Here is a 25328-nt window from a genome sequence, read left to right as displayed (position 1 = left end):
AAGAGCGCTGGCCACCTGCGGTCAGACAGTTACTCTCCGCCACGACTCAGGGAGTCGACATCTTGGGTCGAGGACAGAAGTCGGCGACCACGTGGTCCCTTCCGCAGGCGGGAGCGGTGATGCAGAAGATCATCTCGGTGGTCGCGGCGATCGTCGCGTTGGTGTTCGGCGCCCTACCGGTGCCGGCCGCCTCGGCTCGGCCGGGGGCGGCGCGTCCGGCGACGACGCCGGTCTCTCCGCTGTCGCTGCCGCGTCCCACGGGCCCGTACCGGATCGGGACGGTCTCGTTGCACCTCGTCGACCCGTCCCGGCGTGACCCCTGGGTGGAGTCGCATCCGGCACGGGAGCTGATGGCGCAACTGTGGTACCCGGCCACCCGGACGGCGGGGCTGCCCCGCGCGCCGTACATGCCGCCCCTCGCGGGACGGCACCTGGACGCCTTCACCGCGCAGGCGCTGGGCGCGCAGGTGCCGGAGGGGACCTTCCACGGGCTCCGGACCCACTCGTACGAAGGCGCTCCGGTCGCGCGGCCGCCGCGTACAGGATGGCCCGTCGTCGTCTTCTCCCCCGGCGACGGCATGATCCGGTCCTCCCTGACCGGTCTCGCCGAGGACCTGGCGAGCCACGGGTTCGCCGTCGCCGGCATCGACCACACCCACGACGCCGACGAGGTCGAGTTCCCAGGCGGCCGGCTCGAGGTCGGGGGCGTCATCCCGCCGGGCAGGGCCGACGAGGAGACGCTGGTACGCGCCGCCGACGTACGGTTCGTGCTCGACCGGCTCGCCGTGCTCGACGCGGGCGCCGACCCCGACGCCGAGGGCCGGTGGCTCCCCGCCTTCCGGGGGACGCTCGACCTCACGCGGGTCGGCATGTTCGGTCACTCACACGGGGCCGAGGCCACCGCCGAGACGATGCTGCAGGACCGACGCGTGATCGCGGGGCTGGGGCTGGACGGCGGGGTCAGCGACCGCGTCGCCGCCGCCGGCCTGCCCGCGCCGTACATGGTCATCAGCGGGGCCACCGCCGCGAGCCCGCTGACGGAACGGAACCTGACCGCCCTCTGGCCGCACATGACGGCCTGGCACCGCCGGCTCCGGCTGCGCGACTCGGGCCACCTCACCTTCACCGACTTCGAGACCTTCGCCGGCGCCCTCAGGGTGCCGCAGCCCGTACGAGCGCAGTTGTTCGGCGCACTCGCCCCCGAGCGGGCGGTCGCCGTCGAACGGGCGTACGTGGAGTCCTTCTTCGCGGAGCACCTCGACCACCGGCGTCGCCCGATCCTCGACCGGCCCTCGCCCCACTACCCGGAAATGACGTTCGAAGCGAGCTGATCGCCTTCAGGCGACCGCTGTCGCTGGTTCACGGCAACTACCGCAACATCGGATTCGGATACCTATGGAAGTAAGACGCAGGGCGGTCACAGGCCTTCTGTGCGCGTGCACGCTGATCGCGTCATCCGGTGCGTGCGGCGACCGGAGCCGCCCGTCGCTCCCGGACAACGCGACCGTGACCGGAGACACGGATCGCGGTGTGCGATCGACGGTGGCGAAGTTCCTGACGCGGATCAGGGCGCACGACGTCGACGGCATGGCACGGCTCGAGGTGAAGCCGCACGACAAGGACTGGAGAACCGCATACGCCGGATCCGGCTGGCTCGCCGGCAACTACGCCGACGCGCTACGTGGCGCCGTACATGTCGAGGTCAAGGACGACACCGAACTGGAGCAACAGTGGCACGTGTGCCTGCGGTTCGGATCTCCGGAGCAGAGCCTCCGCCTGACCGTACTGGAGAGCGGATCGGACGGTCATTTCTCTCCCGACGGCGGTCATCGTAAGTTGCTGCTCTCCGGCTTCGCCGAGGTCAGAGGGACGCCGAAACCGGATCCAAGCGTCAAACCCGGCGCCTTCTGCGCCGCCGGCATCGTCGGCCCGCAGTGGAGTTGAGGGTCGTCACGCATGAAGCCTCCCTAGGGGGATTTGAGCGGTTTCCCCTTTTCCTTGACCCATATCCGGCCGACGATCTGGCCCCCATAACCGCCAATCAGGTCGAGGATGGCGTAACGCATCAATTTCGCCTGACGTCGTCGATCACGGGAGTCCTTGCGTGTCATCTGAAGGATGTCGCTGCCCTTGACCTCGGTGAGCACGTGGTCGAGAGCGGGGCCATAGCGGAACCGACCGGGGAAGTGGCGGCGCTTGAGACCGAGGAAATCTCGAGTCAGAGCAGGAATCTAACTTGCCGGAATTATCAGGCCCAGGATGACCATCACCGGTGTGGCATTCGGAGACTGATCGGGTGGCTCACAGCCACCCGACTCGTCGAGATAACAGAAGAACATGACCCAGAAAATACACTGAGGCCGTCCCCATTGGGGAACGACCTCAGGATGTGATGTTCGGCTTTCGCCTAGGCACCGGGATTAGAGTACCATGCTCGTCTCGATTGGGCGAGGGTAATACTCCGACGCGGATAAATGTCGATCATTTGGACATTCCGGCGGTCAGGCCGGCGACGATCTGTTTGGTGGCCACGAGGAAGAGGACCACGAGGGGGATCGTCGTGATGACCAATCCGGCGGACAGCTGGGCGTGGGCGGACTCGAACTCGCCGAAGAACCGCGTCAGGCCCGTCGGCAACGTCCACTGGTCGTCCCTCAGCAGCACCAGCGGGAAGAAGAAGTCGTTCCAGAGGGGGATGAACTGGAACAGCGCCACGGTGGTCAGCGCCGGGCGGACCATGGGGACCATGATCCGGGCGAAGATCCGCAGCTCGCCGGCACCGTCGATGCGGGCCGCCTCCTCCAGCTCCATCGGGAGCTGCCGGAAGAACGCCGTCAGCACGAAGACCGAGAACGGCACGCCGCTGCCCGCGTACACGCAGATCAGCCAGAACCGCGTGTCGACCCCCGGCAGTGACTGCGTGAGCGAGTTGACCAGGTAGAACACCGGGACGGCGCCCAGCCGGATCGGCAGCATCAGGCCGGCCAGGAAGTAGGACGACAGCGCTCCCCGGCCGCGGAAGCGGTAGCGCCCCAGCGGGTAGGCGGCGAGCACCGAGACCCCGGTGCCGAGCACCACCGAGAACACCGTGATCACGACGGAGTTCACGAAGTAGGTGCTGAAGTTGCCCTCGGACCAGGCGCGGGAGTAGTTCCCGAAGTCCGGGTGCAGGGGCAGCCCGAGGGGCTGGTTCGCCAGGTCCTGCTCGGTGCGCAGCGAGTTGAACGCCATGATGATGAGCGGTGCGAGGGCCGCCAGGGCGTACACCCACAGCAGGATGACCGAGGCCGCTCCGCCGACCCGGATCCGCCTGCGCGGCGCGCGAGGCCGCGCGGCGACGGTGGACCGCTCGCCGACCGTGAGGGTGCTGCTGGTCATTTGAGGCGTTCCTCCATCCGGCGGAAGACCTTGTTGGCCGCCAGCGAGACCCCGAAGATCAGGACGAACATGCAGACGGCGAGCGCGCAGGACTGGCCGATGGCGTTCGGGTCCGGGTTCTGGAAGGCCGTCCGGTAGAACAGCAGCCCGAGCGTGTCGGTGGCGAACCCGGGATTGCCCTGGGAGCCCTGCAGCGCGTAGATCAGGTCGAGCACGTTGAACGTTCCGATGAAGGTCAGGACGGTGACGATGCCCAGCACCGGCGTGAGCAGCGGCAGCGTGACCCGGCGGAACACCTGCCACGACGAGGCTCCGTCGACGCGGGCGGCCTGCTCGTACTCGTCGGGGATCCCGGCGAGGGCGGCGCCGAACAGCAGCATCGGGAAGCCGACCCACTGCCAGGCGTTCACGACGATCGCGACGGGCAGCGCCAGGTGCGGGTCACCGCGCCACGGCTGCGCCAGCGCGCCGAGGCCGACGTCGCGCAGGGCGGCGTTGATCGCGCCGAACTGCGGGTTGAGCATGATCGACCAGAGGTAGCCGACCACGATGGGGCTGACCAGGTGCGGCAGCGTGTAGGCGGTCTGCAGGAACCGCTTGCCGCGCCGGGACTTGTGCAGCAGCACGGCGAACGCCAGGCCGAGGGTGGTCTGGATCAGCATCGTGCCGATGAAGAACAGGCAGTTGTGGCCGAGGGCGCGCCACACCTGCTCGCTCAGCGGGTACTTGGTGAACAGCTGGTGGAAGTTGGACAGGCCGGCGAAGCCGTCCTGCCTGTTCCCGGACCAGGAGTACAGGCTGTACTCCGCGGCCGAGACCAGCGGATAGATGATGAACACCGTGTACAGCGCCAGAGCGGGCAGCAGGAAGGTCAGCAGGACCCGGCGGCGGGGTCGCCCGCCGCCGGCTCCGACCGGACGCCTCAGCCTCCGCTGGGCTTGAACCACGCCGAGATGCCCTTCTGGACGAGCTTGCCCGCGTCCGCGGCCGAGGTGCCGCCCAGCATCTTCTGCAGGGCCAGCCCCTCCTGGTCACGGCCGAGGGGGTTCCCGTAGCCGAAGTCGACGACCATGATGTACGTCGCCCCGTGCTGCTGGTAGCCCTGGTAGGCCTGGGTGAGCAGCGGGTCGCCGGGGTTCGTGCCGGGCACGGTCGAGATCTGCTTGAGCGTGCTCGCGTACAGCTGCCCGAACTCCGGCGTCGCCATCCACTTGACCAGCTCGAGCGCCTCGGTCTTGTGCTCGGAGTGCGCGTTCACGCCGAACGATCCGTCGACGTAGCCGGAGGTCAGCGGCTGGTTCACCTTGGCGCCCGGCGCGGGCGGGGCGTCGAACCACCCGATCTGCAGGTCCGGCGTCGTCTTGGTGAACGGCCCGATCTCGTACGAGCCGCCCGGGTACATCGCGGCCTTGCCGCTGGTGAACAGCGTCTGCGCGTCGGGGTAGTCGACGGCGGTGACCTGGTTCGGGAAGTACTGCTTCAGGTCCGCGACGGTCTGCAGCGACGCCGTGTAGTCCGGGTCGGTGAAGTCCTTCTTGCCGGTGAGGACGGCCTGCTCGAAGTCGTTGCCGCCCTCGCGGGTCGCGCCGAAGATCTGGTGGTCGATCGCCAGCACCCACGGCTGCAGGCCGCTCGTGGCCATCGGCGTGATGCCGGCCTTCTTGAGCTTGTCGCAGGCGGCGGTGAAGTCGGCCCACGTCTTCGGCGGCTGGATGCCCTGGTCCGCGAAGATCTTCTTGTTGTAGAGGATCCCGAGCGTCTGCAGGGCGTACGGGACGCCGTACAGCTTGCCGTCGTCCTTGCCCTTGGCCGCCTGCAGCACCTTGTCCGGCCAGCCGCTGACGTTCACCTGGCCGTCGAGCGGCACCAGGTTGCCCGCCTTGATGTAGGACTGCAGCGGCCCGTACGGCTTGAGCTGGACCACGTCCGGCCCGCCGGTCGCCTTCTTCAGCTCGTTCGGCAGCACCGTCAGGTAGTCGGTGCTCTTGATCGGCTTGTAGTCGACGACGACCTTCGGGTGCTTCTTCTCGTACGCGTCGAAGATCTTCTGGTAACCCGCGGTGTCCTCCGGCCGCCAGGTCTCGACCGTGAGGTGGACCTTGCCACCGCCGCTGCTGGTGCTCGGTGCGCACGCCGGGAGGGCGAGGGTTGCGCCCAGCGCCGCAACGAGCGCGCAGAATTTCCGCATGAGGAGGTTGACCCCTTTCTGAGCTGCCCCCGACGTCTTGCTACTGGCCCTCAGGCCGGATCCTGCGCATCGCCTCTCGCACCGAGCCCCCGGTCTCTTCCAGCGCTCCGGCGGCGCGGTCGGAGGGCACGTCGCACAACAGGGAGAGCAACGCGATGCGCGTGTCGCCGCCGGCATCCGCCAGCGCCGCCGCGCACGTCTCGGCGTCCAGACCGGTCGCCTCGACCAGGATCTTGATCACGCGGCCGCGCAGCTTGGAGTTGAGCGCGTTGACGCTGACCATGAGGTTGGAGTAGGTGCGGCCGAGCCGCACCATCGCAGCGGTGGACATGGCGTTCAGCACGAGCTTGGTCGCGGTGCCCGCCTTCATCCGGGTCGAGCCGGTGACGGCCTCGGGCCCGGTCTCCACGGCGATGTTGACGTCGACCTCCGAGCCGAACGCCGTCCGCGGGTTAGAGCTGATCAGCGCGGTGTGCGCGCCCTGCCGGGCCGCGGCGCGCAGCGCGCCCACGACGTACGGCGTGCGGCCGCTCGCGGTGATGCCGACGGCGAGCTCGCCGAGGCGCACGTCCGCGGCGTCACGGGCCCCGAGGTCCTCGTCGTCCTCGACGTCCTCGATCGCCTGCGAGAGCGCGCCGAGCCCGCCCGCGTGGTGGGCGACGAAGAGGTCCGGGCTGACGCCGTACGTCGGCGGGAGCTCGGCGGCGTCCAGCACCGCGAGCCGCCCGGAGGTGCCGGCGCCGAAGTAGTGCACGCGCCCGCCGCCGCGCAGCGCGTCGACGGCGAAGTCGACGGCCTGGGCGATCTGCGGCAGCACCCTCGCCACCGCGCCGGGCACCTGCTCGTCCTCGGCGTTGATCAAACGGAGCATGTCCAGGGTGGGCAGCAGGTCGATGTCGACGGTGCGCGGATTGCGACCCTCGGTGGGGACCCCCTGCAGAACCCCGACGGAGAGACGATCGGTCACCTGCGTCTCCGATCTGATCCGACACGGCGGACCCGGACCGCCTCGCGGGTGGCCTCCAGGGCCTGCCGGGTCGGTTCGTACGTGCGCTGCGCGACGCCGACGAAGACGCAGTCGACGACGGTCAGCTGGGCCAGGCGGCTCGCCGTCGCGCCCGACCGGAAGGTCGTCTCGCGCGCCGCGGTGGTCAGGACGTAGTCGGCGACCTCGGCGATCGGCGAGCGCGGGAAGTTGGTCAGCGCGACGGTGGTGGCGCCGCGCCGCTTGGCGACGCCGAGCGCGTCGATCGTGTCGACCGTCGTGCCGGTGTGGGAGATGCCGACCGCGACGTCTCCGGGCTCCAGGACGGCCGCGCTGGTGAGCATGATGTGCGCGTCGGACCAGCCGTAGGAGATGCGCCCGATGCGGTGCAGCTTCTGCTGGAAGTCCAGGGCGACGAACGCGCTGGCGCCCACGCCGTAGATGTCGACCCGGCGGGCGTCGACGATCGCCGCGACGACCCGCTCGAGGGCCTCGATGTCGAGCTGGTTGGCGGTCTCCTCGACCGCCCGTGCGTCGGCGAAGGAGATCTTCTCCACGACCTGCTGGAGCGTGTCATCGGTGCTGATGTCGCTGCCGACGACGCGCCCGCCGGTCACCCCCTGGGCGCGCCCGGCCTCGGTGGCCAGGGTCAGTCGCAGCTCGGGATAGCCGGCGAAGCCGATCGCCCGGCAGAACCGGATGACCGTCGTCTCGGAGGTGCCGCACGCCTGCGCGAGCTCGGTGATGGTGGAATTGGCCACCGCCTCCGGATCGTCGATGACGCGCTGGGCGACACGCGCCTCCGCGGGGGGCAGTGAGGGCAACAGGGAACGGACGCGAACGACCGTGCTGAGCGACGCTCCGGCACTGTCGGCCGCGGACCCGGCGTCGGGCCCGACCTTGCTCATGCAGGAAATTTTCCGACGAAACCCATTCCCTGTCAATATGCGATGTTCTACGGTCACAGTGTGTGTCCCAATTTGAGTGGTCCGTATGTCGTGGGAGTGGACGCCGGCGGCACCAACACTCGTGCCGCGATCATCACGCTCGATGGCGTCGTCGCTGGTCGCGGCCGTGGACCTGGTGCCAATCCTAACTCCAGTGCCGATCCGGCCGGGGCTCTGACCAGCGCCGTCGGCGACGCTCTGGGAGACCTGGACCGACTACAGGTCGTAGGCGGCGTTTTCGGGATCGCCGGCGCCGGCGCGGCCGGACGGCCGAAAGCGGTCGCCGCCGCGACCGCCGCGTGGCGGAAGCTGGGCCTCCTGGGCGAGCCGGAGGTCGTCACCGACATCGCGGTCGCGTTCGCCGCCGGGAGCACCGCGCCCGCCGGGCTCGTCGTCTTCGGCGGCACCGGAGCGGGCGCGGCCGTGGTCGACGACGGCGAGGTCGTGCGCCGCGCCGACGGCTACGGGTGGCTGGTCGGCGACGAGGGCTCCGGGGTGTGGATCGGCGCCGAGGCGGTACGCGCGGCGCTGCGCGCCTACGACGGGCGCGGACGGCCCACCACCCTGGCCGAGAGCGTGCCGAGGCTGCTGCTCGGCGAGGCCGCGGGCCCGCTCCTCGCCGACGTCGATCTGAAGGCCCTCACCGACGGCGCCGGCGACATCCGCGCGGCCGCGATGTCCTCCGGCGCCGCGCTGCCCCAGGCGGTGCTCGGGGAGGTGTACGGCGGGCCGCCCGCCGGGCTCGGCCGCGCGGCCCCGCTGGTCACCGCCGCGGCCGCGGCGGGCGACGAGGTGGCGCGGCGGATCGTCGCGGAGGCCGCGGAGTGGCTGCTCGCCGACGTCGACGCCGTGCGCCCCGCGCTGGAGGAGATCATCGGCGCGGGCCGGGACGGCGGGTCCGGGCCGGGGGTCGTGGTCGCCGGTTCGCTCCTGGAGGAGGGACCGATCGCCGAGGCCGTACGGGCCGGGTTGCGCGAGCGGTTCGGCGCCGACGCGTCCGTGGCCGGCGACGGCACGCTCGGCGCCACCCGCCTGGCTCTGCGCCGGGCGCGATCCCGTACGACGGACGAATGACCGCTTTACCCGGCGGCGGGTTCGGGTGAGGATTTACCAGGGGCGTGGGACGGCGACCGGCGGGGTCTCGTCGTCCCACGCCCCCTTGCCCGGAGTTCGGTCCGGGTGCCGCCTCATCGATCCGGACATCGATGAGGCGGGCACGCCGGCCGGGCGCCTTACTTCTTGTGGAAGGTGAGCCCGGTTCCGAAGGGGTACAGGACCTTGGTCGGGTCACCCGCGACCGGGATCATGACGGGCAGCCTGCCCTTCGGTCCGATCTCGCCGAACAGCACCTTGGTCAGCGACTCCAGCGTCGCCGGCGTGTAGCCGTAGGTGGCCAGGTACGTCTGCGCCTCGGGGAAGTACGCGATGTCGTACGCGTCGCGCACCGCCGCCACGATCACCGGCTTGCCGGTGGCCACCAGCGCCTTGACGAGATTGGCCTGGCCCGGGCCGTTGTGGCCGGAGCCCGGGTCGACGTCCCAGGCGCGGTTGGTCGTGACGACGACGAGGTCGTTGTCCTTGGCCTTGGCGACCGCCTGGTCGATCGTCGCCTGCGACGGGCTCGTGCCGGTCTGGTAGACGGTCGTGGCCGGGCCCCGCTTGTGGATGTCGCCGGCGAGCGTCTGGGTCGTCGCGACGCCGTAGCCGGTCACGAGGACCCTCCGCCCGTCCTTCGGCAGCGGCAGCACGCCGTTCTTGACCAGCGTGATGGTGCGGTCGGTGACCCGCTGCTCGGTGGCGAGGTGCGCCGGCGTGCCGACGATCTCGGCGACCTTGCCCTCGTCGACGTACGGGTTCGCGAACAGGCCGTGCTTCTTCTTCACCTCGAGGAGCCGGTAGACCGACTCGTCGATCCGGGACTCGGTCAGCTCGCCGCTCTTCACCGCGTTGATCACGGAGTTGAGCTGCAGGTCGAACAGGCCGTTGCCGTTCGCGTCCGTCGGCGGCTTCTCCAGCTCGTCCGCGCCCGCCTTGATCGCCAGCACCGGCACGCGGTCGTCGCCGTACTTGTCACGGACGCCCTGCATGCCGAGGGCGTCGGTGGCGATGACGCCCTTGAAGTGCAGCTCGTTGCGCAGGATGCCGGTCAGGATCGGCTTGGACAGGGTCGCCGGGTCACCGGACGGGTCCAGCGCCGGGACGACGATGTGCGCCGTCATGATCGAGTCGACGCCGTGCGCGATGGCCGCCTTGAAGGGCGGCTCGTCGAGCTTCTCCCACTGCTCCCGCGTGTGGTTGATGACCGGCACGCCGGTGTGGCTGTCGGTGGCGGCGTCGCCGTGGCCCGGGAAGTGCTTGGCCGTCGGAATGACGCCCGCGGCCTGGTAGCCGTCGACCTCGGCCGCCACGAACTTGGAGACGAGCTGCGGGTCGGAGCCGAAGGACCGTACGCCGATCACCGGGTTGGCCGGGTTGGTGTTCACGTCGGCGTCCGGGGCGTAGTCGGTGTTGATGCCGATCGCCCGCAGCTCCTGCCCCGTGATCTTCGAGGTCTCGTACGCGTCGCGGGGCCGGCGCCCGGCCCCGAGGGCCTGGCTGCCCGGGAACTGGGTGAACGGCGCCGGGACCCGGGTCACCACGCTGCCCTGCTCCTGGTCCGTGACGATCGTCATCGGGATCGGCACCCGCTGCCGCATCGCGGCCTGCTGGATCCCGTTGGACAGGTGCGCGACCTGCTGCGGGCTCGCGAGGTTCGGCGGATCCACCGAGTAGTAGATGATCCCGCCGGGGTGGTACTTGTCGATCAGCTGCGCGGCGTTGTCGACGCCGTACAGCTTCCGGTTGGCCGCGACGGCGGCCGGGTCCGTGGTGTCGGCGCTGGTGCCGTACACCTGCAGGACGAACAGCTGGGCGACCTTCTCCTGGAGGGTCATCTTCTGGAGGATCCGCAGGACGCTCTGGTCCTTGCCGGGCGAGGACGCGGCCTGGGCGGTTCCCGCACCCAGACCCGCGATCGCCACCAATGACGCCGTGCTGATCGCGGCGAGCCGTCGGCGACGGGACATTCAGACTCCTTCCGTCCGCCCCCGAGACGAAATCGTAAAAAAGTGACTAGACGAAACCGGTCTGGCGAAAGTTAGTCACACATTCGGACGCGCGTCAACGGTCGATCACTCAGTCGCTGGTCAGCGGCCCGCATGAGCGAGCGGGCGGTGGGTCAGCGGCCCGCGCGGACGTGCGCGGCGACCCGCCGCGCGGCCGCCCGGTGCTCCGCGGAGCCCACGACGTCGGAGGCGCGGGACGCGTCGACGTACGGCGAGCGGAGGATGCCGCGGTCCTGCTTCATCCGCAGGATGCGGGTGACCGCCTGGTCGAGGCGGCTCTGCGGGATCCGGCCCGACCGCACCGCCGCCAGCACCGCGCGGTAGGCGCCGTCCAGGCTCGGCGGCATGAGGAGCATGTCCGCGCCGGCCCGTACGGCCCGCACCGCCGCCTCCGGCGCGCCGTACTTCACCCGCGCGCCCGCCATGCTGAGCGAGTCGGTCACCACGACCCCGTCGTAGCCGAGCTTGTCGCGGAGCAGGCCGGTCAGGACCGTCTTGGACATGGTCGCCGGGTCGCCGGAGTCGTCGAGGCCGGGCACGACGATGTGCGCCGTCATGATCATGTCGACGTGGTGCGCGATGGCGGTCTTGAACGGGGGCGCGTCGAGGCGCTCCCACGTCGCCATGGAGTGCTTGATCACCGGCAGGCCGGTGTGGCTGTCGGTCGCGGTGTCGCCGTGCCCGGGGAAGTGCTTGGCCGTCGCCACGACCCCGGTCGCCCGGTAGGCGTCGATCGCGACGCCGACGAGGTGGGCGACCACCTTCGGGTCGGCGCCGAACGACCGGACGCCGATCACCGGGTTGCGCGGATTGACGTTGACGTCGGCGACCGGCGCGAAGTCCTGGTTGATGCCGACCGCGCGCAGCTCCTCGCCGGTGACCCGCGCCGCCGTGCGCACGTCGTCGTCGGGGTTCTTGGTCGACGCGAGCGCCTTGTTGGTCGGGAAGTGCGTGATGTACGGCAGACGGGAGACGATGCCCTGCTCCTCGTCGGTGCCGATGAGCAGCGGGACGCCGCCGTCCTTCTGCGCGGCGCGCTGCAGGCCGTTGGACAGCGTCGCGGTCTGGTGGGCCGTGCGCAGGTTGTTCGGGAAGTAGATGACGCCGCCGGGGTGGTATTTCGCGATCATCGCCGCGCCGGTGGCCGCGGTCGTGCCCTGCACGGTCGGGATGAACAGCTGGCCGACCTTCTCCGCCGTGCTCATCCGTCGCACGAGCGCCGCGACCGGGTCGGGCGTGGGAGTGGGCGTGGCGCTCGGGGTGGCCCGGCCGTCCGCCGCGGTGCGCCGCGCGTGCCCGTCGTCGGAGCGGGCCGCCGACCCGCCGCACGCGGTCGCCGAGGCGGCCGCGGTCATCACGGCCACCGCGGACAGGAGCCGCAGGCCACCGGTCCGTCTCACTCGCCGCCCTCCCCGAGCCGTCATCGCACCCGCACGACGCTAACCTCCGGACCCGCATGCGGCAAACGCCCCGGTCGGCGGACCGGTCAGGACGAGCGGTAGCCGGGGTGCACGCCCGGGGTCAGTCCCTGCTGCTCGGCGACACGGCGGAGCAGCGCGGTCAACTGCGTGTGCTCGTCAGGCGAGAGCGCCGCGCAGACGTCCCGCTCGTGCGCGGCTCCCACCTTGCGCAGCTCGGCCAGCAGCTCGACACCCCGTTCGGTCAGGTACAGCGCGTGCGAGCGCCGGTCGTCCGGATTCTTGCGCCGCTCGATCAGGCCGCGCGTTTCCAGCTCGTCCGCGAACGGCACGAAGCGGCTCGGCGGCATCCCGAGGTCCTCGGCGAGCCGGCGCTGACTGCGGCCGGGCGTCGCGGCCAGCATCCGCAGCAGCCCCGCCTGCGGAGGTGTCAGGTCCAGCGCGGCGATCCGCGCTGCGAACGCCCGTGCCGCGTGCGCCCCGAGCTGAGCCAGCAGGAAGGCCGCGCCTCCCTGCGTCGCGGAGCGCTCGGCCTCCTCGTTCGTGCTCATACAGAGAATGTATACGATTGACAATCGTTCAGACATGTAATCATTATTGCGAGTACACGATCCGCATCGAGGAGATGAGATGACCACCGCCTCTGCCGCCCCCGGCGTTAAGCCCCCAGGGCGCCGCCCGCAGTCCGGCCCTCCCCTGCTCGCACCCGTGCTCGCGTTCACCGCGCTGACCATGTCCCTACTGACCCTCCTGGCGTCCCCGTTCGGCTTCCTGCTGCCGGTGGTCCGTTTCGGCGGCACCGTGTGGCTCGTGGCCGTCGCCGCCCTGCCGCCGCGCACGCGGCCCTCCCGCCACCAGTGAGAGCCCCGGACCGGGCCGAACACCGAGGAGCCCTTCCCATGATCAGCACCTACTCCGACCTCGCCGGCAAGGTCGTCGTCGTCACCGGCGGGTCGCGCGGCATCGGCGCGCGGACCGCCCGGGCCTTCGCCGCCCAGGGCGCCGAGGTCTGCGCGGTCGGCCGCGACACGGACGCCCTCGCGCGGGTGGTCGCCGGGATCGCCCGGGACGGCGGCGTCGCGATCGACGTGGCCGCCGACGTCACCGACTCCGCCGCGCTCGGCGCCGTACGCGACCAGGTCGAGGCGCGACTCGGCCCGGTCGACGTCCTCGCCGCCTTCGCCGGCGGCCAGGGCTTCCCGGCCCCCTCCGCGGAGCTGACCGAACAGCGCTGGCGGGAGGTGCTGGACTCCGACCTCACCTCGGTGTTCCTGACCATCAGGGCGTTCCTGCCGGGCATGCTCGAACGCGGCCGGGGCTCGATCATCACGATGTCCTCGGCCGCCGGCCGTCAGCCGAGCCGGGCCAACCTCGCGTACGGCGTGGCCAACGCGGGGCTGGTCATGCTCACCCGCCACCTCGCCACCGAGGTCGGGCCGCGCGGGGTCCGCGTCAACTGCATCGCTCCCTCGGCCATCGCGACGGAGAAGGTCCAGGCCCGCATGCCGGCCGAGGTCCGGGCACAGGTCGCCGCGACGCACCCGCTCGGCCGCATCGGCACCACCGACGACGTCGCCCAGACGGCCCTGTTCCTGGCCTCCGAGGCCTCGTCCTGGCTGACCGGGATCATCATCGACGTCGCGGGCGGCCGGATCACCGGCTGACGCCGCTCAAGGCGAGCGCGTCGGCCGGTGGCCGGGCGAGGAAGCGGATCCTCAGGCGGACGGGGCGCGGAAGTAGTGGCCCTTGTCGAGGTCGTCGAGCAGGCCGGGCTGGGTCGGCTGCCATCCCACCAGCTCACGGGTCAGCGCGCTCGAGGCCGGAGCGTCGGCCCCGATGAAGGCCCCCAGCCAGCCGAAGTGCTCCCCCGCGTCCTCGGGGGCGATGGAGACCACCGGGAGGTCGAGGTGGCGGCCGATCACCTCGGCGACCTCACGGATCGGCACGCCCTCGTCGGTCACCGCGTGCAGCACCGATCCGGCCGGGGCCTTCTCCAGCCCCAGGCGGAACAGGTTCGCGGCGTCGAGGCGATGCGTCCCGGGCCAGCGGTTGGAGCCGTCGCCGACGTAGCCGGAGACGCCCTTCTCGCGGGCGACGCCGACCAGGGCCGCCATGAAGGCGTAGTCCCCGTCCCCGTACACGGTCGGGGGCAGGCGCAGCACCGACGAGCGGACGCCGCGGGAGGCGAGGGAGAGCGTCAGGAGCGCGGTGCCGTAGCGGGTCCGCGGACCGGCCGGCGTCGAGTCCGGAGCGGGCCCGCGCCCGTCCTCCTCGGTCGCGACCCGTCCCGGCAGGAGCCCGACCAGTCCGGAGGCGAGGACGAAGGGCCGGTCGGAGCCCGCGAGCGCCTCGCCGAACGTCTCGACGGCGCGGCGATCCGCGTCGGCGGCGGCCTGGAAGCCGCCCGAGAAGGCCATGTCGTGCTTGAAAGCGAGGTGGATCACACCGTCCGACGCGGCGGCCCCCTCCCGCAGGACGTCGAGGTCGTCGAGAGTGCCGCGGAGCGCCTCCGCTCCGGCCGCGGTGAGGGCTGCGGCCGACTTGTCCGAGCGTGCGAGCCCGATGACCTGATGGCCGGCGCCGATGAGCTCCGGAACGAGGGCGGAGCCGATCCAGCCGGACGCGCCGGTGACGAATACGCGCATGAGAAGCCTCCGAAGGGCCGATGTCAGTGACTGTCATCACTATAGCAAGCGATGTCAGTGGCTGTCATCGGGCTACGATCAGGGCATGGGTCGATGGCAGCCGAACGCGCGCGGCCGGCTCACGCAGGCGGCATACGAGCTCTACGGCGAACGCGGGTACGAACAGACCACCGTCGCGGAGATCGCCAAGCGGGCGGGGCTGACGGAGCGCACCTTCTTCCGGCACTTCGCCGACAAGCGCGAGGTCCTGTTCGCGGGATCGGAGGTTCTGCAGGAGGCCTTCGTGAACGCCGTCATCGACGCGCCCGAGTCGGCCGCGCCGGCCGACGCGGTGACCGCCGCCCTGGAAACCGTCGGCGCCGTGCTCCAGGACCGGGAGCTCTCCCGGCAGCGGCAGCGCCTCATCGAGGCGAACGCGGAGTTGCGCGAGCGCGAGCTGATCAAGCTCGCGTCACTGGCCACGGCCGTCGCCGACGCGCTCCGCAGTCGCGGTGTCCCCGACCTGACCGCGAGTCTGGCCGCCGAGGTGGGGATGGCCGTCTTCAAGGTCGCGTTCCAGCGCTGGCTCGACGGAACCGGCGACGAGACCCTTCCGGGCTGCGTCCGCGAGTCGGTCGCCGAGCTGAAGGCCGTGACCGCCGGCGCGTGAGCACCGGCAGGCGCGGCCGGGTGCCCGTGTCGGTTTACCGGCCGAGCGGCCTCTGCCGGGTCACAGGCCGAGCGGATCCAGGCCGGGGAGCTCCGCGCGCGCGGCCGTACGGGCGCCGTCGGCGTCGGTGGCGCGGCGGGCGGCCTCGGCCGCCTTTCGGCACTGGTCCAGGGTGTGCGCGGCCAGCGCGGCGCGTACGCCGGGCAGCGCCCGGGCGCTCATCGACAGCGAGGTCACGCCGAGACCGGTGAGCACGCAGCCGAGCGCCGGGTCGGCGGCGGCCTCCCCGCAGACACCGCAGTCCTTGCCCGCGGCGCCGGCGGCTCCCGCGGCCAGCGCGACCAGGTCGAGCAGTGCCGGCTGCCACGGGTCCTGGAACCGCGCGAGCCCACTGATCTGCCGGTCGGCGGCGAAGGCGTACTGGGCGAGGTCGTTCGTGCCGAGGCTGAAGAAGTCCGCCTCGGCGGCCAGGTCGCCCGCCCGGAGCGCGGCCGCCGGAATCTCGATCATGACGCCGGCGCGGCTCAGCCCGGCCGCGCGGCAGGCCGCGACGAACGAGCGGGTCTCCTCCGCGTCGGTGACCATCGGCGCCATCACCTGCAGCCTGACGTCCAGCCCCTCGGCGGCGCGAGCGAGGGCGCGCAGCTGCCCCGTCAGCACGCCGGGATGGGTGTGGAACAGGCGCAGGCCGCGTTCGCCGAGCGCCGGGTTCGGCTCGTCGTCCGGCGGCGGCAGGAAGCCCAGGGGCTTGTCGGCCCCCGCGTCCAGCGTCCGTACGACGACGCTCGGGAACGCCTCCAGGACGGCGCGGTAGACCGACTCCTGCTCCTCCTCCGAGGGCGCGGTCGTACGGCCGAGGAAGAGGAACTCGGTGCGGAACAGGCCCACGCCCTCCGCACCGCAGGACAGCGCCGCCTCGATGTCCTTGGGGCCACCGATGTTGGCCAGCAGCGGCACCCGGTGCCCGTCGGCGGTGGCGCCCGGCCCGGCGCCGGCGCCCAGCACGGCCGCCCGCGCCTCGGCCTCCGCCTGGGCCGCCGCCAGCTCCTGCTCGGTGGGGTCGGGGCGCACCTCTCCGGAGGTCCCGTCGACGAGCACCATCGTGCCGTCGCCGAGGTCCATGCAGTCACCGCAGGCGACGACCGCGGGCACGCCCATCGCGCGAGCGAGGATGGCGGTGTGGCTGGTCGGCCCGCCGTCCCGGGTGACGAAGGCGAGGACCTTCGCCGGATCCAGCAGGGCGGTGTCGGCCGGGGCGAGGTCCCGGGCGACCAGCACGAACGGCTCGTCGGAGTCGGGGACGCCCGGCGCCGCCACGCCCAGGAGGACGGCGACGGCACGGTCCCGGATGTCGTCGAGGTCGGCGACCCGGGCGGCCATGTACTCCCCCGCGCGGGCCAGCGCCGCGCGGAAGGTGTTGAACGCCTCGTACACCGCGCGCGGCGCCGACAGACCCTCGTCGATCCGATCGGTCACGACGCCGGCCAGCCCGGGGTCCCGGGCCATCATCGCCTGGGCGGCCAGGACGTCCCGTGCCTCGCCGCCCGCCCGCGCGCCACGCTCCTCCAGGTCCGCGCCGACGGTGTCCAGCGCGGCCAGCGCACGCGCCCGTTCGGCGGCGGTGTCGCCCGTGTCGCGCCGGCCGGCGGGTGGCTCGGGCACCGCTCCGGACATGGTCCGGACCGGCCCGGCCGCGACGCCGGGGCTGACCCCCGTGCCGTGCAGGACCTCAGGCACTCGACTCGGTGACCAGTCCCGCCAGCTCCTCCAGCACGGCGTCGGCACCGTCGCCCTCCGCCCGGATCACGATCTCCTCGCCGTTCTGGGCGTCGAGAGCGAGCACGGAGAGAATGCTCTTGGCGTTGACCGGGTCCTTGCCCGGCTTGGCCACGGTGACGTCCAAGGGCGTCCTCGTGGCCGCCTGGACGAAGAGCGCGGCCGGGCGGGCGTGCAGCCCCACCTTCGTTTCCACCCTGACACGGCGCTCGGCCATGGGGTCCTCCTGCCTCGTTAGTCGGTCTGGGTCACCTTGTCGAGGCCGCGCGGGACATCGGGATCGATGCCGAGCCCGCGGGCCAGCGCCTCGGTCAGCAGCTGGCCTGGCACGATCAAGGCCAGCGGCGATACCCACTCTGGCAGATTCGGACCAGGTAGTGCACATGAGGTCGCATCGGACAGTGCCCGGCCGCCGCCGACGCCGTACGCCCGGGCGCCCGCCGCCACCACCCGCTCGGCCAGCGCCACCGTGCCGGGCAGCGTCGGACCTGAGTCGGCGGCGACCAGGACCGCGGGCGTCTCGTCGTCCACGACGGCGATCGGGCCGTGCAGCAGATCAGCGTAGGACAGGCCCATGGCGTGCAGGTAACAGGCTTCTTTCAGCTTGAGGGCCAGTTCGAGGGCGGTGCCGTACGCGATGCCGCGCCCGGACACCACCACGCCCTTGACCCCCGCGAGCCCCTCGACGATCGGCCCGAGCGCGCCGGACTCCTCAGTCGCCGCGATCACTCGCTCGACCTCGTCGGGCGCACGGCGCAGGTCCGCGACATCGGCTCCCTCGGCGCCGAGCGCGATGCCCAGCACGGCCAGCGCCGCGAGCTGGGTGGTGTAGGTCTTGGTCGCCGGAACCGCCACCTCCGTGCCCGCCTTCGTCACGAGGGCGATCTGGGCGGCCTCCGCGAGCGGCGATCCCTCGCCGTTGGTGACGGCGATCGTACGGGCGCCGCAGTCGGCGGCCCAGTCCAGCGACTCGACGATCTCCTCGGTCTTGCCCGACTGGCTGATGGCGACCGCGAGGACCCCCGACAGGTCGAGCCGCTTCTTGTAGGTGGTGGCCACCGACGGCGAGGCGAGGGTCGCCAGGCGGCCGGCGTGCGTCTGGATCAGATAGCTGCCGTAGACGGCGGCGTTGTCGGACGATCCGCGCGCGATGAAGAGTACGTGGCGGGTCTCCTGCGCCAGGAGCCCGATCTCCGGCATCCGGGGAAGCAGAGCGTCGAGGGTGGCCCGCAGGGCGGCGGGCTGCTCCCCGATCTCCGCCCGCATGCGCGATGTGCTCACCGGAACCTTCCCATCTCTTGAGCCTGTGATCTCGTCGTTACGTCTTCGTAGTGCTGACCTGCATTGACAGCATGTTCTGACGTGTGGTCTAGTCCGGACTAGACCAGTCTGAACCATACTTCAACCCCCACTTCGCTGCCAGAGGTACCCCAATGGGGAAAATCGACCCCAACAGTCCCGTGCCGAAGTATTTCCAGCTCCGCGGCATCCTCCTCGACCTGATCGACGACGCGGAGCTGCCCGTGGACGCGCCGATCCCCTCGGAGCGCGAGCTCTGCCAGCGGTTCGGGCTCTCCCGGATGACCGTCCGTCAGGCGGTCGACCACCTGGTCACGGAGGGCCGGCTGTACCGGGTTCCCGGAAAGGGCACGTTCGTCGCGCGGCCGAAGATCGAGATGCCGCTGCGCCTGGTCTCCTTCACCGAGGACATGCGGGCGCGCGGCCTGGAGCCCGGCGCACGCGATCTCGACCACCGCACCACGCAGGCGAACAGCAATCTCGCGCGGGTGTTCGGCATTCCGGTTGGCGCCGGGGTGCACGTCATCGAGCGGCTGCGGACCGCCGACGGCGAGCCCATGGCGGTCGAACGCTCCCAGATCCCGGCGGCCGTCGCCCCGGGGCTCCTCGACATCCCCCTTCGGGACGTCTCGCTGTACGACGTGCTGGAGAAGCGCTTCGGTGTGATCTTCGACGCGGGCGAGCAGACGATCGAGGCGGGCCTGGCCGACGCGGCGGACGCCCGGCTCCTCGACCTGCCCCGCGGCAGCGCCGTCCTGCTACTGCAGCGCCGGTCGTTCATGAACGGCAGATGCGTCGAGCTCGCCGTCTCCACCTACCGAGCCGACCGCTACCAGATTCGGGGCGCCCTGGAGATCCCCCGCCGCGGCCGCCCGCGCCAGTGACGCATCACGCCTGAAATCGAAGGCCGGTGTCGACGAGGAGTCTCAGCCGGCACCGAGGACGAGCCCCGCGTCAAGGCGCATTCGCCCGGCGCTGGCCGCGCGCCTTGACGCGGGGGTCACGTGAGCTGAGCCCTGTGGCTCAGTCGCAGTACCAGTAGTGGGCGTAGGAGTCGTAGTAGCAGGTCGTCGAGCTCGCAGGCGCGGCGGTCGGCCGGCTCACCTGCGCGGAGGCGGATGACGCGGCGGAGAGGGAGAGCACTGCGGCCCCGGCGGCAACGCCGACGGCGATGCCGAGCTTGGCGAGAGCAGTACGTCGCATGAATTCTCCTCATCGTCGAGATGCCGAGGGGTCTCGCCGGCTCGCCGAGGGCGCCTGCCCGGCGGTGCGGTGAATCGGGATCGATCCTGGCATCGCTCGAGGTGGCGGGATATCGGCATCATTGCCTATTCGCCCTCCTCGGCACCTCCCACCGCCACCCGTGCGAATCACCCGAAGAGCGCTCTCCGCCTACCGCGCCGACCGCTACCGGATTTCACGGCGCTCTGAAGATGCCCCGCCGCAACCGCCCCCGGCGAACCGCCGCCTCAGCCTCCGTCGACCGCGAAGCCGTCCTGGCAGAAGGTGTCGCGGTCATGGTGCGGCGCCGGCGACGGCCGACCCGGTTCGAGGGACGGAGGCGGGCCCTGCACCTTGGCGAGAACAAGCTCCCATCGAGCCCCGCCCTTGTCCGCTTTCCGCACGAATTGAACGAGCTGATAGGGGTAGCTCGGGAAATTCAGGCACGCCGCCCGTTCTTCGGGCTTGCCGATCACCGCGAAAGTGATCAGGACTCGTCCGTCGAGCAGACGGGCGTAATCCCGTACGAGTGAGCGGGCCTGCGCGAGCGCGTCGTCGCCGATGCCGATGCGCGCGATGGCCGCGGGATCGCGCGCACGCATGGCGTCGACGAACCGGACCATCACCGCCTCGCTCCCCGTGATCTCCCCGGCGCTTTCGGAGAAATCCTTGTCCTCGGTGAGACGCTTGCCGAAGGTCACGCCGGGCGGCGGTTGTGGATGCTCGGGCGGCGAGGAGCACCCCGACAGTGCCACCGCGGCGAGCAGACCCGCCGCGATGCCCCGTCCGTCCCGTCTCGTGAGCGCCATGGAGTCACCAGTCCAGACTCGCGTAGCCGATGTTGCGCACGGTCCTGTCGCGTCTCATCGCGAAGGCCAGTGGCCGGTAGGCGTCGTAACCGACGGTCGGGCTCGAGCCGAGACCGTGGTCTGCGATGTAGATGCCGCCCGGGCTGTCGGCATTCTTGTAGGTGACCATGGACATGTGGTCGATGCCATCGATTCGGTCATCCCACCACATGACGTCGCCGACTCTGACTTGGGCGTAACTTCGTCTCCAGGTGACACGGTGGTGCTTACGGCTGAAATGGCCGAGGTTCGCGCCGGCCAGGGTCCAGGATCGGGTGGCGCCGGGCGCGAACGGCGGTGGATCGGTGTTGCGCCACCACGCGGATGGGTTGGTGTACCACCCGCTGACGTACTGGGCGCCACCGCCATAGTGCATGACCTTCGACATGAAGTTGGTGCAGTCCTGGCGGTACTGCCAGCGGTCCCTGATGTGCCGAACGGCCCAGCCGACCATGCCGGAATGGCTGATCGCCGAGTGGGCCCGTGCGGCGGTCACCGCGCCGGGAGCCGCCGCCTTCCGAGCCGCGAAGATCTCGTCTGGCCTCAGATGCGCCTCGGGACCTTCGGCCTGGTCCTTGGTGACCGCGTTGATCTCCCCACCGATCGTTCGGGAGTCGACGGCCGGGCCGGCCAGCTCGCGGAGGAGCGTGACCCCGTCGCCGCCGGCGTCGACGCCGAAGACGAAGTCGGCGCACTCGCGGTACTCGCTGCGGACCTTGTGCTCTCGGCCGGTACCGACACCGTCGGCGTAGACCTTGGTGCCGGACAGGTCGGCCCGGACGGTCACCGTCCGGGCCTCCGGGGAGTAGGTGACCAGCGACGAGTCCAACCGCACGGTGCTGGACAGCTGTGCCGATCCCATGCGTCGCGCGAATCCGCGCATGTCCAGCAGGTCGTTCCGGTGCGCGGCGAGCACGGCGCGGATGGCGTCACCGACCGGCCCGGAGCCGGCGACGGCACGGGGAGCGGTGCCTTCGACGAGGCTCTCGCAGGCTCTGACGTAGGCGGTGGTGAGGTCGAGGAATCGCCGTGTCGGTGGCCCCGTCACCGGTGAGCGGAGGTGCCGCCGCCCCTGAGTCGGCGGGCGGAGCCCAGGTGACCAGGGCTCCGCCGTCGCCCTGCCGGGCTGTCGCCTCCGAGACCGCGCCGGGCACCGTTCCGGGAACGTAGGTGACCTCGGCCGAGGCGTTCGCCAGGTCGTAGCCGACCGCGGTGGCCGCGTCGGAGGTCACGGCGATGCCGGTGTTCCTCGCCGGCTCGTGCCGCCACGAGCGGATCAGATCGGTGAGGTCCAGCCTGGCGTCCTGGAGCGCCGAGGACGTGCCGGCGTCCGGGATCGACGCGGCGACGACATCGGCACCGGTCGCCTCCGCGCCCAGGGCCCTGCGCAGTTGGGCGGCGATCAGGTGCGCCGATGCCGGGCAGCCGCCGTGGCCGGCGCAGGTCGGACCGCCCAGCCTGAGAACCGCCGACGTGATCCGCGCGCCTCGGGGAATGCCGGACGCGTCCACCTTCAGCAGGGTGACCCGTCGACCCGAGCCGGTGCCACCGCCGACCCGGATCGCCGTGCCCGCGGTCAACACGCAGGAGGTGCCCGGACAGGCGCCGGACACCGCTTCGGCGGTCCGGGCGGACACCGCCTTGTCGGCCAAGGTCGTCGACGCGGTGCCCTTCAGCACGGGCGGGATCTGCGGAATCCTGAACGGAACCGGCCGCGTGGCGGCACTGCAGGCGTCCTGAACGCAGGCCTTCATCGTCCAGGTGTAGGCCGCTCCCGGACGCGTCAGGCCGTCGGGCACCCGGAGCGAGATGCGTTCGCCGCCGTCCGCGGCACCGACGCCCAGCGGGCTTCCGCCGACCGGACGACCGGCACCGTCGTACAGGAAGAACCAACCGGTCACCGGCATCCCGGACGGGCGGGTCACCAGCCCGGTCAGGACGGGGCTCGCCGGGTCCCGCAGGTTGGTGCCCACCTCGGCGGGAACGCCGGGAGCGTCCACGACCGCCCAGGTGACCGGCGACCAGTCACTGACCGTCCGGCCGTTCGTGGTCCGGACCCGATAGCCGTAGACGCCGGGATTCCGCAGCGCGCTCAGAGCCAAGGTGGCCGGCCGCCCGGACGGGACGCCGGTGACGGTCGCCTGCTGGACCGGGACCCTGTCGTTGAAGTCGGTCAGCACCTGGAAGGTGTAGTCCAGCGGCGCGCCGCCGGGGTCGGTCGCGACCGCGGACAGCGTCGGCGCCGTGCTGGTGACGACCTGCAGGCCGGCCGGAGCCTGCCGATCGGTGGGTTCTATGGTCGCCCGGATGGACCGGCCCGGCAGGTCCGCCCGGGGTACGGCCGCCGCGACGGTGGGTGCCGACAGCGCAAGCGGCAGGGACAACGCGACTGCGAGCACCATCGACCGTCTCCCACGAACGCGCGGTTCGCGGCCGGACCTGGCGTACGAGCCCAGTGGATCCACCAACGACCCTTCCCGATGTCACCATCAGTGCCGACTCGGCCACCGATGGTAATCAGCATCGTCCGCGATCGGCTCCATGGGGCACGGTCCTGGCCGGATGCGGCCAGGACGTATCAACTCGCCGTCTCGGACCTCTTTGTGTCTGCCGCCCTCCCCGCGCGGCAGACACCAAGGGAGGCCCGTCATGCGCCGAAACCCATCCGCACGCCGCCCGGCCCCGATCCGGCTCATCCCGTACGGCTCGGGCAGATCCGCCGAGGTCGCCGTCCACGGTTCACTGGCCGTCGCCCTGGACGCCGGTCCGCCACCGCGGACCCGCCCGCCGCTCGGCGTCGTACGCCCGGGCGCACCGGACGTCACCGCGGACGCCCGGCTCATCGCGCGGCTGGTCCTGGAGGTGCTGGCCGGTGTGCGCCCCTACCACCACCTCGCCGGCCGTACGACGCCGGAGCTGTTCGAGCACCTGGACGGGTTCGCGGCCCGGATGCGGACACGGGTGTTCCCCCGGCTGGGCACGGTACGGGTCTGCGCCCCCGCTCCCGGGGTGGCCGAGGTCACCGCGATCGCGTCCTTCGGGCCGCGGGTCCACGCCCTGGCGCTCCGGCTGGAGCAGGAGCGCGGCCGGTGGCGCTGCGCCGCCATCGAGACCGCGCTCCCGGCCTGAGAGAACCGAGGCCCGGCCGTCCGTGCTCGCATGTCACGGCCGGCCGGGCCCTCAGGTGGCCTCGGTCGTCAGCCGCGCTGCCCGGCGTGGTCGACCACTGCGGAGCCGAGGACCGCCTGGGTCGAGTCGCCCATGTAGCGGTAGGACCGTGCATCAAGGATGATCTCCATGCCGTCCCTCGTACCCGGCTTTCCCCAGAGGACCGCGATGCCGTGGCGCCCGGCGTAGTCGGTGCCGTCCTTGGCGACGCTCACCCCGGGCATCAGCGCGAGAGCCCGGTAGAACGCCGCGGTCGTCTTCGGCGGCATGAGCCTGTCATCCCGCAGAATCCCGGAGATCCTGCCGAACATTCGTCCGTAGTCGCCCTGGCGGTAGTGGCCGTCCTTCCGGATCCGCGCGAGCAGGGCGACCGGATCGGTCGGCAGGCCGGCGACGTAGTCGTACACCACCTTCGGCGCGGAGTTCCAGATGCCGGGACCCCCGATCCACCCCGCGTTGACGGCGGGATCAGGGCGACGCGGCGGCCGATCCCCCATCCCCGGCAGGACGCCCTTGACGTAGAGCCTGCCGCCCTGGAGCGACCGTGCCAGGCGCCTGCCGTCGAAACGCCACCACTCCTCCTCCTTCACCTTGCCGTGCAGCATCGCCTCCGGCCCGACGACGTCACCGTCCTGGAGGGCGTACTTGTCCATCCGCAGCGTGTAGACCCACTGTCCCGGCCGGGGCCGGCCGACGGGCATCTGGGTCTCGACGGCCGCCGCCGCCAGCTCCAGCGTCCGCGTCGTCAGCGCCTCCGGAGAGGACGACGAATGCCCGCCCGGGAGCACGGCCACGATCCCGGCCGCGGTGCAGGCCGCCGCCGCCACGCCGACGGGCAGGAGCCACCGGGCCGCCCGGCGGCGCGCCACCCGGCGCCGGGTCCGCGGAGCCTCGGTGATCTCGGCGTGCAGACGCGTCCAGGCGCGTGCCCTGGCCCCCGTGTCCTGCGGCGGATCCACCGGCCGGACCCGGCCGACCAGGTCGATCTCGTTGTCGATCACGCGAACTCCTCCTGAAGACGAGAGGGGTCGGTTCCGCCGAACGCCCGGCGGAGCTTCCCGCGGACCCGGTGGAGCCGGGACCTGACCGTGCCGAGCGGCAGGTCCAGCGCCTGCGCCGCCTCCTCGTACGTCAGGTCGGCCCAGGCGATGAGCAGCAGCAGGTCGCGCTCCGCCGCCGACAGGCGGGTGAGCGCGGCGGCGATCCGCGGGCCGAGCCGCTGCGCCGTCACCCGCGCGTCGCTGCCCTCGTCGAACGGCACGGCCGTCCACTCGGCATTCGCCTGTGCCAGGGCGCGTTGCCTGCGGCGCTCCGCCCGGCGATGCTCACCGATCAGGTTCGTCGCGATGCCGAACAGCCACGGCCGGGCGTCGGGCCGCGTCAGGTCGTACCGGCCGCGGGCGCGGAAGGCGACGATGAAGGTCTCCGCGCTGACGTCCTCGGCGACCTCGGGGCCGAGCCTGCGGCCCACGTACCGGTGGATCGCGTCCCAGTGCCGATCGAAGACCTGAGAGAACCTCTCCGGATCGGTGATGGACTCCGCGATCGCCTCGCCGTCGGTCACCTCCCTCGTGCCCGGGTGCGGCGTGTTCTCCACCGAAGTCTCCTTTCGATGCGGTGCGCATCGGTCATCCGGTACTTGGTGCAGCGGCGCCGCGTTGTTCCCGCCTTTTTTCGCGCCGTGAAACGCCGAACGGCCCCG

27 protein-coding genes are annotated in these 25328 nt (G+C 71.5%); 8 read left to right on the top strand and 19 right to left on the bottom strand.

The window, feature by feature from the left end; genetic code table 11:
* The first annotated feature begins 119 nt into the window (after window positions 1–119).
* Complete coding sequence (locus NE234_RS35940; protein ID WP_252785404.1) at window positions 120–1331, top strand: alpha/beta hydrolase family protein; 1212 nt, start codon at window positions 120–122, stop codon at window positions 1329–1331.
* A 199-nt stretch (window positions 1332–1530) separates the two neighbouring features.
* The gene (locus NE234_RS35935) at window positions 1531–1944 is read left to right on the top strand and encodes a hypothetical protein (protein WP_252785403.1); all 414 of its coding nucleotides are present in this window, start codon (window positions 1531–1533) and stop codon (window positions 1942–1944) included.
* Between the two features lie 23 nt (window positions 1945–1967).
* On the opposite strand, the gene NE234_RS35930 is transcribed toward NE234_RS35935, so the two are convergent.
* The 6 genes from NE234_RS35930 to NE234_RS35905 all read right to left on the bottom strand — a co-directional run bounded on the left by NE234_RS35930 (window position 1968) and on the right by NE234_RS35905 (window position 7459).
* On the bottom strand, window positions 1968–2147 hold the full coding sequence (locus NE234_RS35930; protein ID WP_252785402.1) for a hypothetical protein: 180 nt from the start codon (window positions 2145–2147) through the stop codon (window positions 1968–1970).
* A gap of 334 nt (window positions 2148–2481) precedes the next feature.
* On the bottom strand, window positions 2482–3378 hold the full coding sequence (locus NE234_RS35925) for a carbohydrate ABC transporter permease (RefSeq protein WP_252785401.1): 897 nt from the start codon (window positions 3376–3378) through the stop codon (window positions 2482–2484).
* Window positions 3375–4325 (bottom strand): carbohydrate ABC transporter permease, encoded by a 951-nt coding sequence (locus NE234_RS35920; RefSeq protein WP_252785400.1) that lies wholly within the window; start codon window positions 4323–4325, stop codon window positions 3375–3377. Before NE234_RS35920 ends, NE234_RS35925 begins: the two co-directional genes overlap by 4 nt.
* Window positions 4301–5566, bottom strand: a complete 1266-nt coding sequence (locus NE234_RS35915; protein WP_252785399.1) for an ABC transporter substrate-binding protein — start codon at window positions 5564–5566, stop codon at window positions 4301–4303. The genes NE234_RS35920 and NE234_RS35915 overlap by 25 nt, the downstream gene beginning before the upstream one ends.
* Before the next feature lie 40 nt (window positions 5567–5606).
* Window positions 5607–6533, bottom strand: coding sequence for an N-acetylmuramic acid 6-phosphate etherase (murQ, locus tag NE234_RS35910; protein WP_252785398.1), 927 nt, complete (start codon window positions 6531–6533; stop codon window positions 5607–5609).
* Window positions 6530–7459: a MurR/RpiR family transcriptional regulator gene (locus tag NE234_RS35905; RefSeq protein ID WP_252785397.1), complete on the bottom strand. Its 930-nt coding sequence runs from the start codon at window positions 7457–7459 to the stop codon at window positions 6530–6532. The genes murQ and NE234_RS35905 overlap by 4 nt, the downstream gene beginning before the upstream one ends.
* A 90-nt stretch (window positions 7460–7549) precedes the next feature.
* Between NE234_RS35905 and NE234_RS35900 the strand changes: the two genes are divergently transcribed.
* Window positions 7550–8572, top strand: a complete 1023-nt coding sequence (locus NE234_RS35900; RefSeq protein ID WP_308206965.1) for a BadF/BadG/BcrA/BcrD ATPase family protein — start codon at window positions 7550–7552, stop codon at window positions 8570–8572.
* Window positions 8573–8730: 158 nt separating this feature from the next.
* Here the strand turns inward: NE234_RS35900 and NE234_RS35895 are convergent, their stop codons facing one another.
* The 3 genes from NE234_RS35895 to NE234_RS35885 all read right to left on the bottom strand — a co-directional run bounded on the left by NE234_RS35895 (window position 8731) and on the right by NE234_RS35885 (window position 12571).
* Complete coding sequence (locus NE234_RS35895; RefSeq protein WP_252785395.1) at window positions 8731–10563, bottom strand: glycoside hydrolase family 3 protein; 1833 nt, start codon at window positions 10561–10563, stop codon at window positions 8731–8733.
* 152 nt (window positions 10564–10715) lie between these two features.
* The gene (locus NE234_RS35890) at window positions 10716–12002 is read right to left on the bottom strand and encodes a glycoside hydrolase family 3 protein (RefSeq protein WP_252785394.1); all 1287 of its coding nucleotides are present in this window, start codon (window positions 12000–12002) and stop codon (window positions 10716–10718) included.
* 86 nt (window positions 12003–12088) lie between these two features.
* Window positions 12089–12571 (bottom strand): MarR family winged helix-turn-helix transcriptional regulator, encoded by a 483-nt coding sequence (locus NE234_RS35885; protein WP_252785393.1) that lies wholly within the window; start codon window positions 12569–12571, stop codon window positions 12089–12091.
* A gap of 79 nt (window positions 12572–12650) precedes the next feature.
* Between NE234_RS35885 and NE234_RS35880 the strand changes: the two genes are divergently transcribed.
* Window positions 12651–12881 (top strand): hypothetical protein, encoded by a 231-nt coding sequence (locus NE234_RS35880; RefSeq protein WP_252785392.1) that lies wholly within the window; start codon window positions 12651–12653, stop codon window positions 12879–12881.
* 38 nt (window positions 12882–12919) lie between these two features.
* Window positions 12920–13684 carry an SDR family NAD(P)-dependent oxidoreductase gene (locus NE234_RS35875; RefSeq protein ID WP_252785391.1) on the top strand — a complete coding sequence of 255 codons (765 nt, stop codon included), beginning with the start codon at window positions 12920–12922 and terminating at the stop codon, window positions 13682–13684.
* Between the two features lie 51 nt (window positions 13685–13735).
* Here NE234_RS35875 and NE234_RS35870 read toward each other — a convergent pair whose 3' ends face one another.
* Window positions 13736–14665 (bottom strand): SDR family oxidoreductase, encoded by a 930-nt coding sequence (locus NE234_RS35870; RefSeq protein ID WP_252785390.1) that lies wholly within the window; start codon window positions 14663–14665, stop codon window positions 13736–13738.
* Between the two features lie 85 nt (window positions 14666–14750).
* Between NE234_RS35870 and NE234_RS35865 the strand changes: the two genes are divergently transcribed.
* Complete coding sequence (locus tag NE234_RS35865) at window positions 14751–15314, top strand: TetR/AcrR family transcriptional regulator (RefSeq protein ID WP_252785389.1); 564 nt, start codon at window positions 14751–14753, stop codon at window positions 15312–15314.
* Window positions 15315–15374: 60 nt separating this feature from the next.
* Here the strand turns inward: NE234_RS35865 and ptsP are convergent, their stop codons facing one another.
* The 3 genes from ptsP to NE234_RS35850 are packed head-to-tail and all read right to left on the bottom strand — an operon-like array spanning window position 15375 to window position 18356.
* Entirely contained in the window at window positions 15375–17051 is a 1677-nt protein-coding gene (ptsP, locus tag NE234_RS35860) for a phosphoenolpyruvate--protein phosphotransferase (protein WP_308206964.1), read from the bottom strand.
* Window positions 17044–17307 carry an HPr family phosphocarrier protein gene (locus NE234_RS35855; protein ID WP_252785388.1) on the bottom strand — a complete coding sequence of 88 codons (264 nt, stop codon included), beginning with the start codon at window positions 17305–17307 and terminating at the stop codon, window positions 17044–17046. The genes ptsP and NE234_RS35855 overlap by 8 nt, the downstream gene beginning before the upstream one ends.
* 17 nt (window positions 17308–17324) lie before the next feature.
* Entirely contained in the window at window positions 17325–18356 is a 1032-nt protein-coding gene (locus tag NE234_RS35850; protein WP_252785453.1) for an SIS domain-containing protein, read from the bottom strand.
* A 167-nt stretch (window positions 18357–18523) separates the two neighbouring features.
* Between NE234_RS35850 and NE234_RS35845 the strand changes: the two genes are divergently transcribed.
* Window positions 18524–19273: a GntR family transcriptional regulator gene (locus NE234_RS35845; RefSeq protein ID WP_252785387.1), complete on the top strand. Its 750-nt coding sequence runs from the start codon at window positions 18524–18526 to the stop codon at window positions 19271–19273.
* Between the two features lie 139 nt (window positions 19274–19412).
* On the opposite strand, the gene NE234_RS35840 is transcribed toward NE234_RS35845, so the two are convergent.
* The 4 genes from NE234_RS35840 to NE234_RS35825 all read right to left on the bottom strand — a co-directional run bounded on the left by NE234_RS35840 (window position 19413) and on the right by NE234_RS35825 (window position 22860).
* Window positions 19413–19592: a hypothetical protein gene (locus NE234_RS35840; RefSeq protein ID WP_252785386.1), complete on the bottom strand. Its 180-nt coding sequence runs from the start codon at window positions 19590–19592 to the stop codon at window positions 19413–19415.
* 266 nt (window positions 19593–19858) lie between these two features.
* The gene (locus NE234_RS35835; RefSeq protein ID WP_252785385.1) at window positions 19859–20365 is read right to left on the bottom strand and encodes a hypothetical protein; all 507 of its coding nucleotides are present in this window, start codon (window positions 20363–20365) and stop codon (window positions 19859–19861) included.
* Between the two features lie 58 nt (window positions 20366–20423).
* On the bottom strand, window positions 20424–21374 hold the full coding sequence (locus NE234_RS45615; protein ID WP_252785384.1) for an amidase domain-containing protein: 951 nt from the start codon (window positions 21372–21374) through the stop codon (window positions 20424–20426).
* A 13-nt stretch (window positions 21375–21387) separates the two neighbouring features.
* Window positions 21388–22860: a DNRLRE domain-containing protein gene (locus NE234_RS35825; protein WP_252785383.1), complete on the bottom strand. Its 1473-nt coding sequence runs from the start codon at window positions 22858–22860 to the stop codon at window positions 21388–21390.
* Between the two features lie 247 nt (window positions 22861–23107).
* Between NE234_RS35825 and NE234_RS35820 the strand changes: the two genes are divergently transcribed.
* Window positions 23108–23587: an Rv3235 family protein gene (locus tag NE234_RS35820; protein WP_252785382.1), complete on the top strand. Its 480-nt coding sequence runs from the start codon at window positions 23108–23110 to the stop codon at window positions 23585–23587.
* Between the two features lie 68 nt (window positions 23588–23655).
* On the opposite strand, the gene NE234_RS35815 is transcribed toward NE234_RS35820, so the two are convergent.
* Window positions 23656–24627 (bottom strand): CU044_5270 family protein, encoded by a 972-nt coding sequence (locus NE234_RS35815; protein ID WP_252785381.1) that lies wholly within the window; start codon window positions 24625–24627, stop codon window positions 23656–23658.
* Complete coding sequence (locus tag NE234_RS35810; protein WP_252785380.1) at window positions 24624–25223, bottom strand: RNA polymerase sigma factor; 600 nt, start codon at window positions 25221–25223, stop codon at window positions 24624–24626. Before NE234_RS35810 ends, NE234_RS35815 begins: the two co-directional genes overlap by 4 nt.
* Window positions 25224–25328: the final 105 nt, after the last annotated feature.

The organism is Actinoallomurus rhizosphaericola (assembly GCF_024055675.1).
In the GTDB taxonomy this organism is placed as follows: Bacteria; Actinomycetota; Actinomycetes; order Streptosporangiales; family Streptosporangiaceae; genus Actinoallomurus; species Actinoallomurus soli.
The sequence above is the reverse complement of the archived record's forward strand: the minus strand, read 5'-3'. Positions and strand labels throughout refer to the sequence as shown.

What these genes read in the sequence shown, in the direction of transcription:
- NE234_RS35915 (WP_252785399.1), bottom strand. Translation starts at nt 5,566, where the DNA reads ATGCGGAAATTCTGCGCGCTCGTTGCGGCGCTGGGCGCAACCCTCGCC.
- NE234_RS35925 (WP_252785401.1), bottom strand. Translation starts at nt 3,378, where the DNA reads ATGACCAGCAGCACCCTCACGGTCGGCGAGCGGTCCACCGTCGCCGCG.
- NE234_RS35905 (WP_252785397.1), bottom strand. Translation starts at nt 7,459, where the DNA reads ATGAGCAAGGTCGGGCCCGACGCCGGGTCCGCGGCCGACAGTGCCGGA.
- NE234_RS35865 (WP_252785389.1), top strand. Translation starts at nt 14,751, where the DNA reads ATGGGTCGATGGCAGCCGAACGCGCGCGGCCGGCTCACGCAGGCGGCA.
- NE234_RS35940 (WP_252785404.1), top strand. Translation starts at nt 120, where the DNA reads ATGCAGAAGATCATCTCGGTGGTCGCGGCGATCGTCGCGTTGGTGTTC.
- NE234_RS35895 (WP_252785395.1), bottom strand. Translation starts at nt 10,563, where the DNA reads ATGTCCCGTCGCCGACGGCTCGCCGCGATCAGCACGGCGTCATTGGTG.
- NE234_RS35880 (WP_252785392.1), top strand. Translation starts at nt 12,651, where the DNA reads ATGACCACCGCCTCTGCCGCCCCCGGCGTTAAGCCCCCAGGGCGCCGC.
- NE234_RS35870 (WP_252785390.1), bottom strand. Translation starts at nt 14,665, where the DNA reads ATGCGCGTATTCGTCACCGGCGCGTCCGGCTGGATCGGCTCCGCCCTC.
- NE234_RS35850 (WP_252785453.1), bottom strand. Translation starts at nt 18,356, where the DNA reads ATGCGGGCGGAGATCGGGGAGCAGCCCGCCGCCCTGCGGGCCACCCTC.
- NE234_RS35875 (WP_252785391.1), top strand. Translation starts at nt 12,920, where the DNA reads ATGATCAGCACCTACTCCGACCTCGCCGGCAAGGTCGTCGTCGTCACC.
- NE234_RS35855 (WP_252785388.1), bottom strand. Translation starts at nt 17,307, where the DNA reads ATGGCCGAGCGCCGTGTCAGGGTGGAAACGAAGGTGGGGCTGCACGCC.
- NE234_RS35885 (WP_252785393.1), bottom strand. Translation starts at nt 12,571, where the DNA reads ATGAGCACGAACGAGGAGGCCGAGCGCTCCGCGACGCAGGGAGGCGCG.
- NE234_RS35845 (WP_252785387.1), top strand. Translation starts at nt 18,524, where the DNA reads ATGGGGAAAATCGACCCCAACAGTCCCGTGCCGAAGTATTTCCAGCTC.
- NE234_RS35840 (WP_252785386.1), bottom strand. Translation starts at nt 19,592, where the DNA reads ATGCGACGTACTGCTCTCGCCAAGCTCGGCATCGCCGTCGGCGTTGCC.
- NE234_RS35820 (WP_252785382.1), top strand. Translation starts at nt 23,108, where the DNA reads ATGCGCCGAAACCCATCCGCACGCCGCCCGGCCCCGATCCGGCTCATC.
- NE234_RS35825 (WP_252785383.1), bottom strand. Translation starts at nt 22,860, where the DNA reads ATGGTGCTCGCAGTCGCGTTGTCCCTGCCGCTTGCGCTGTCGGCACCC.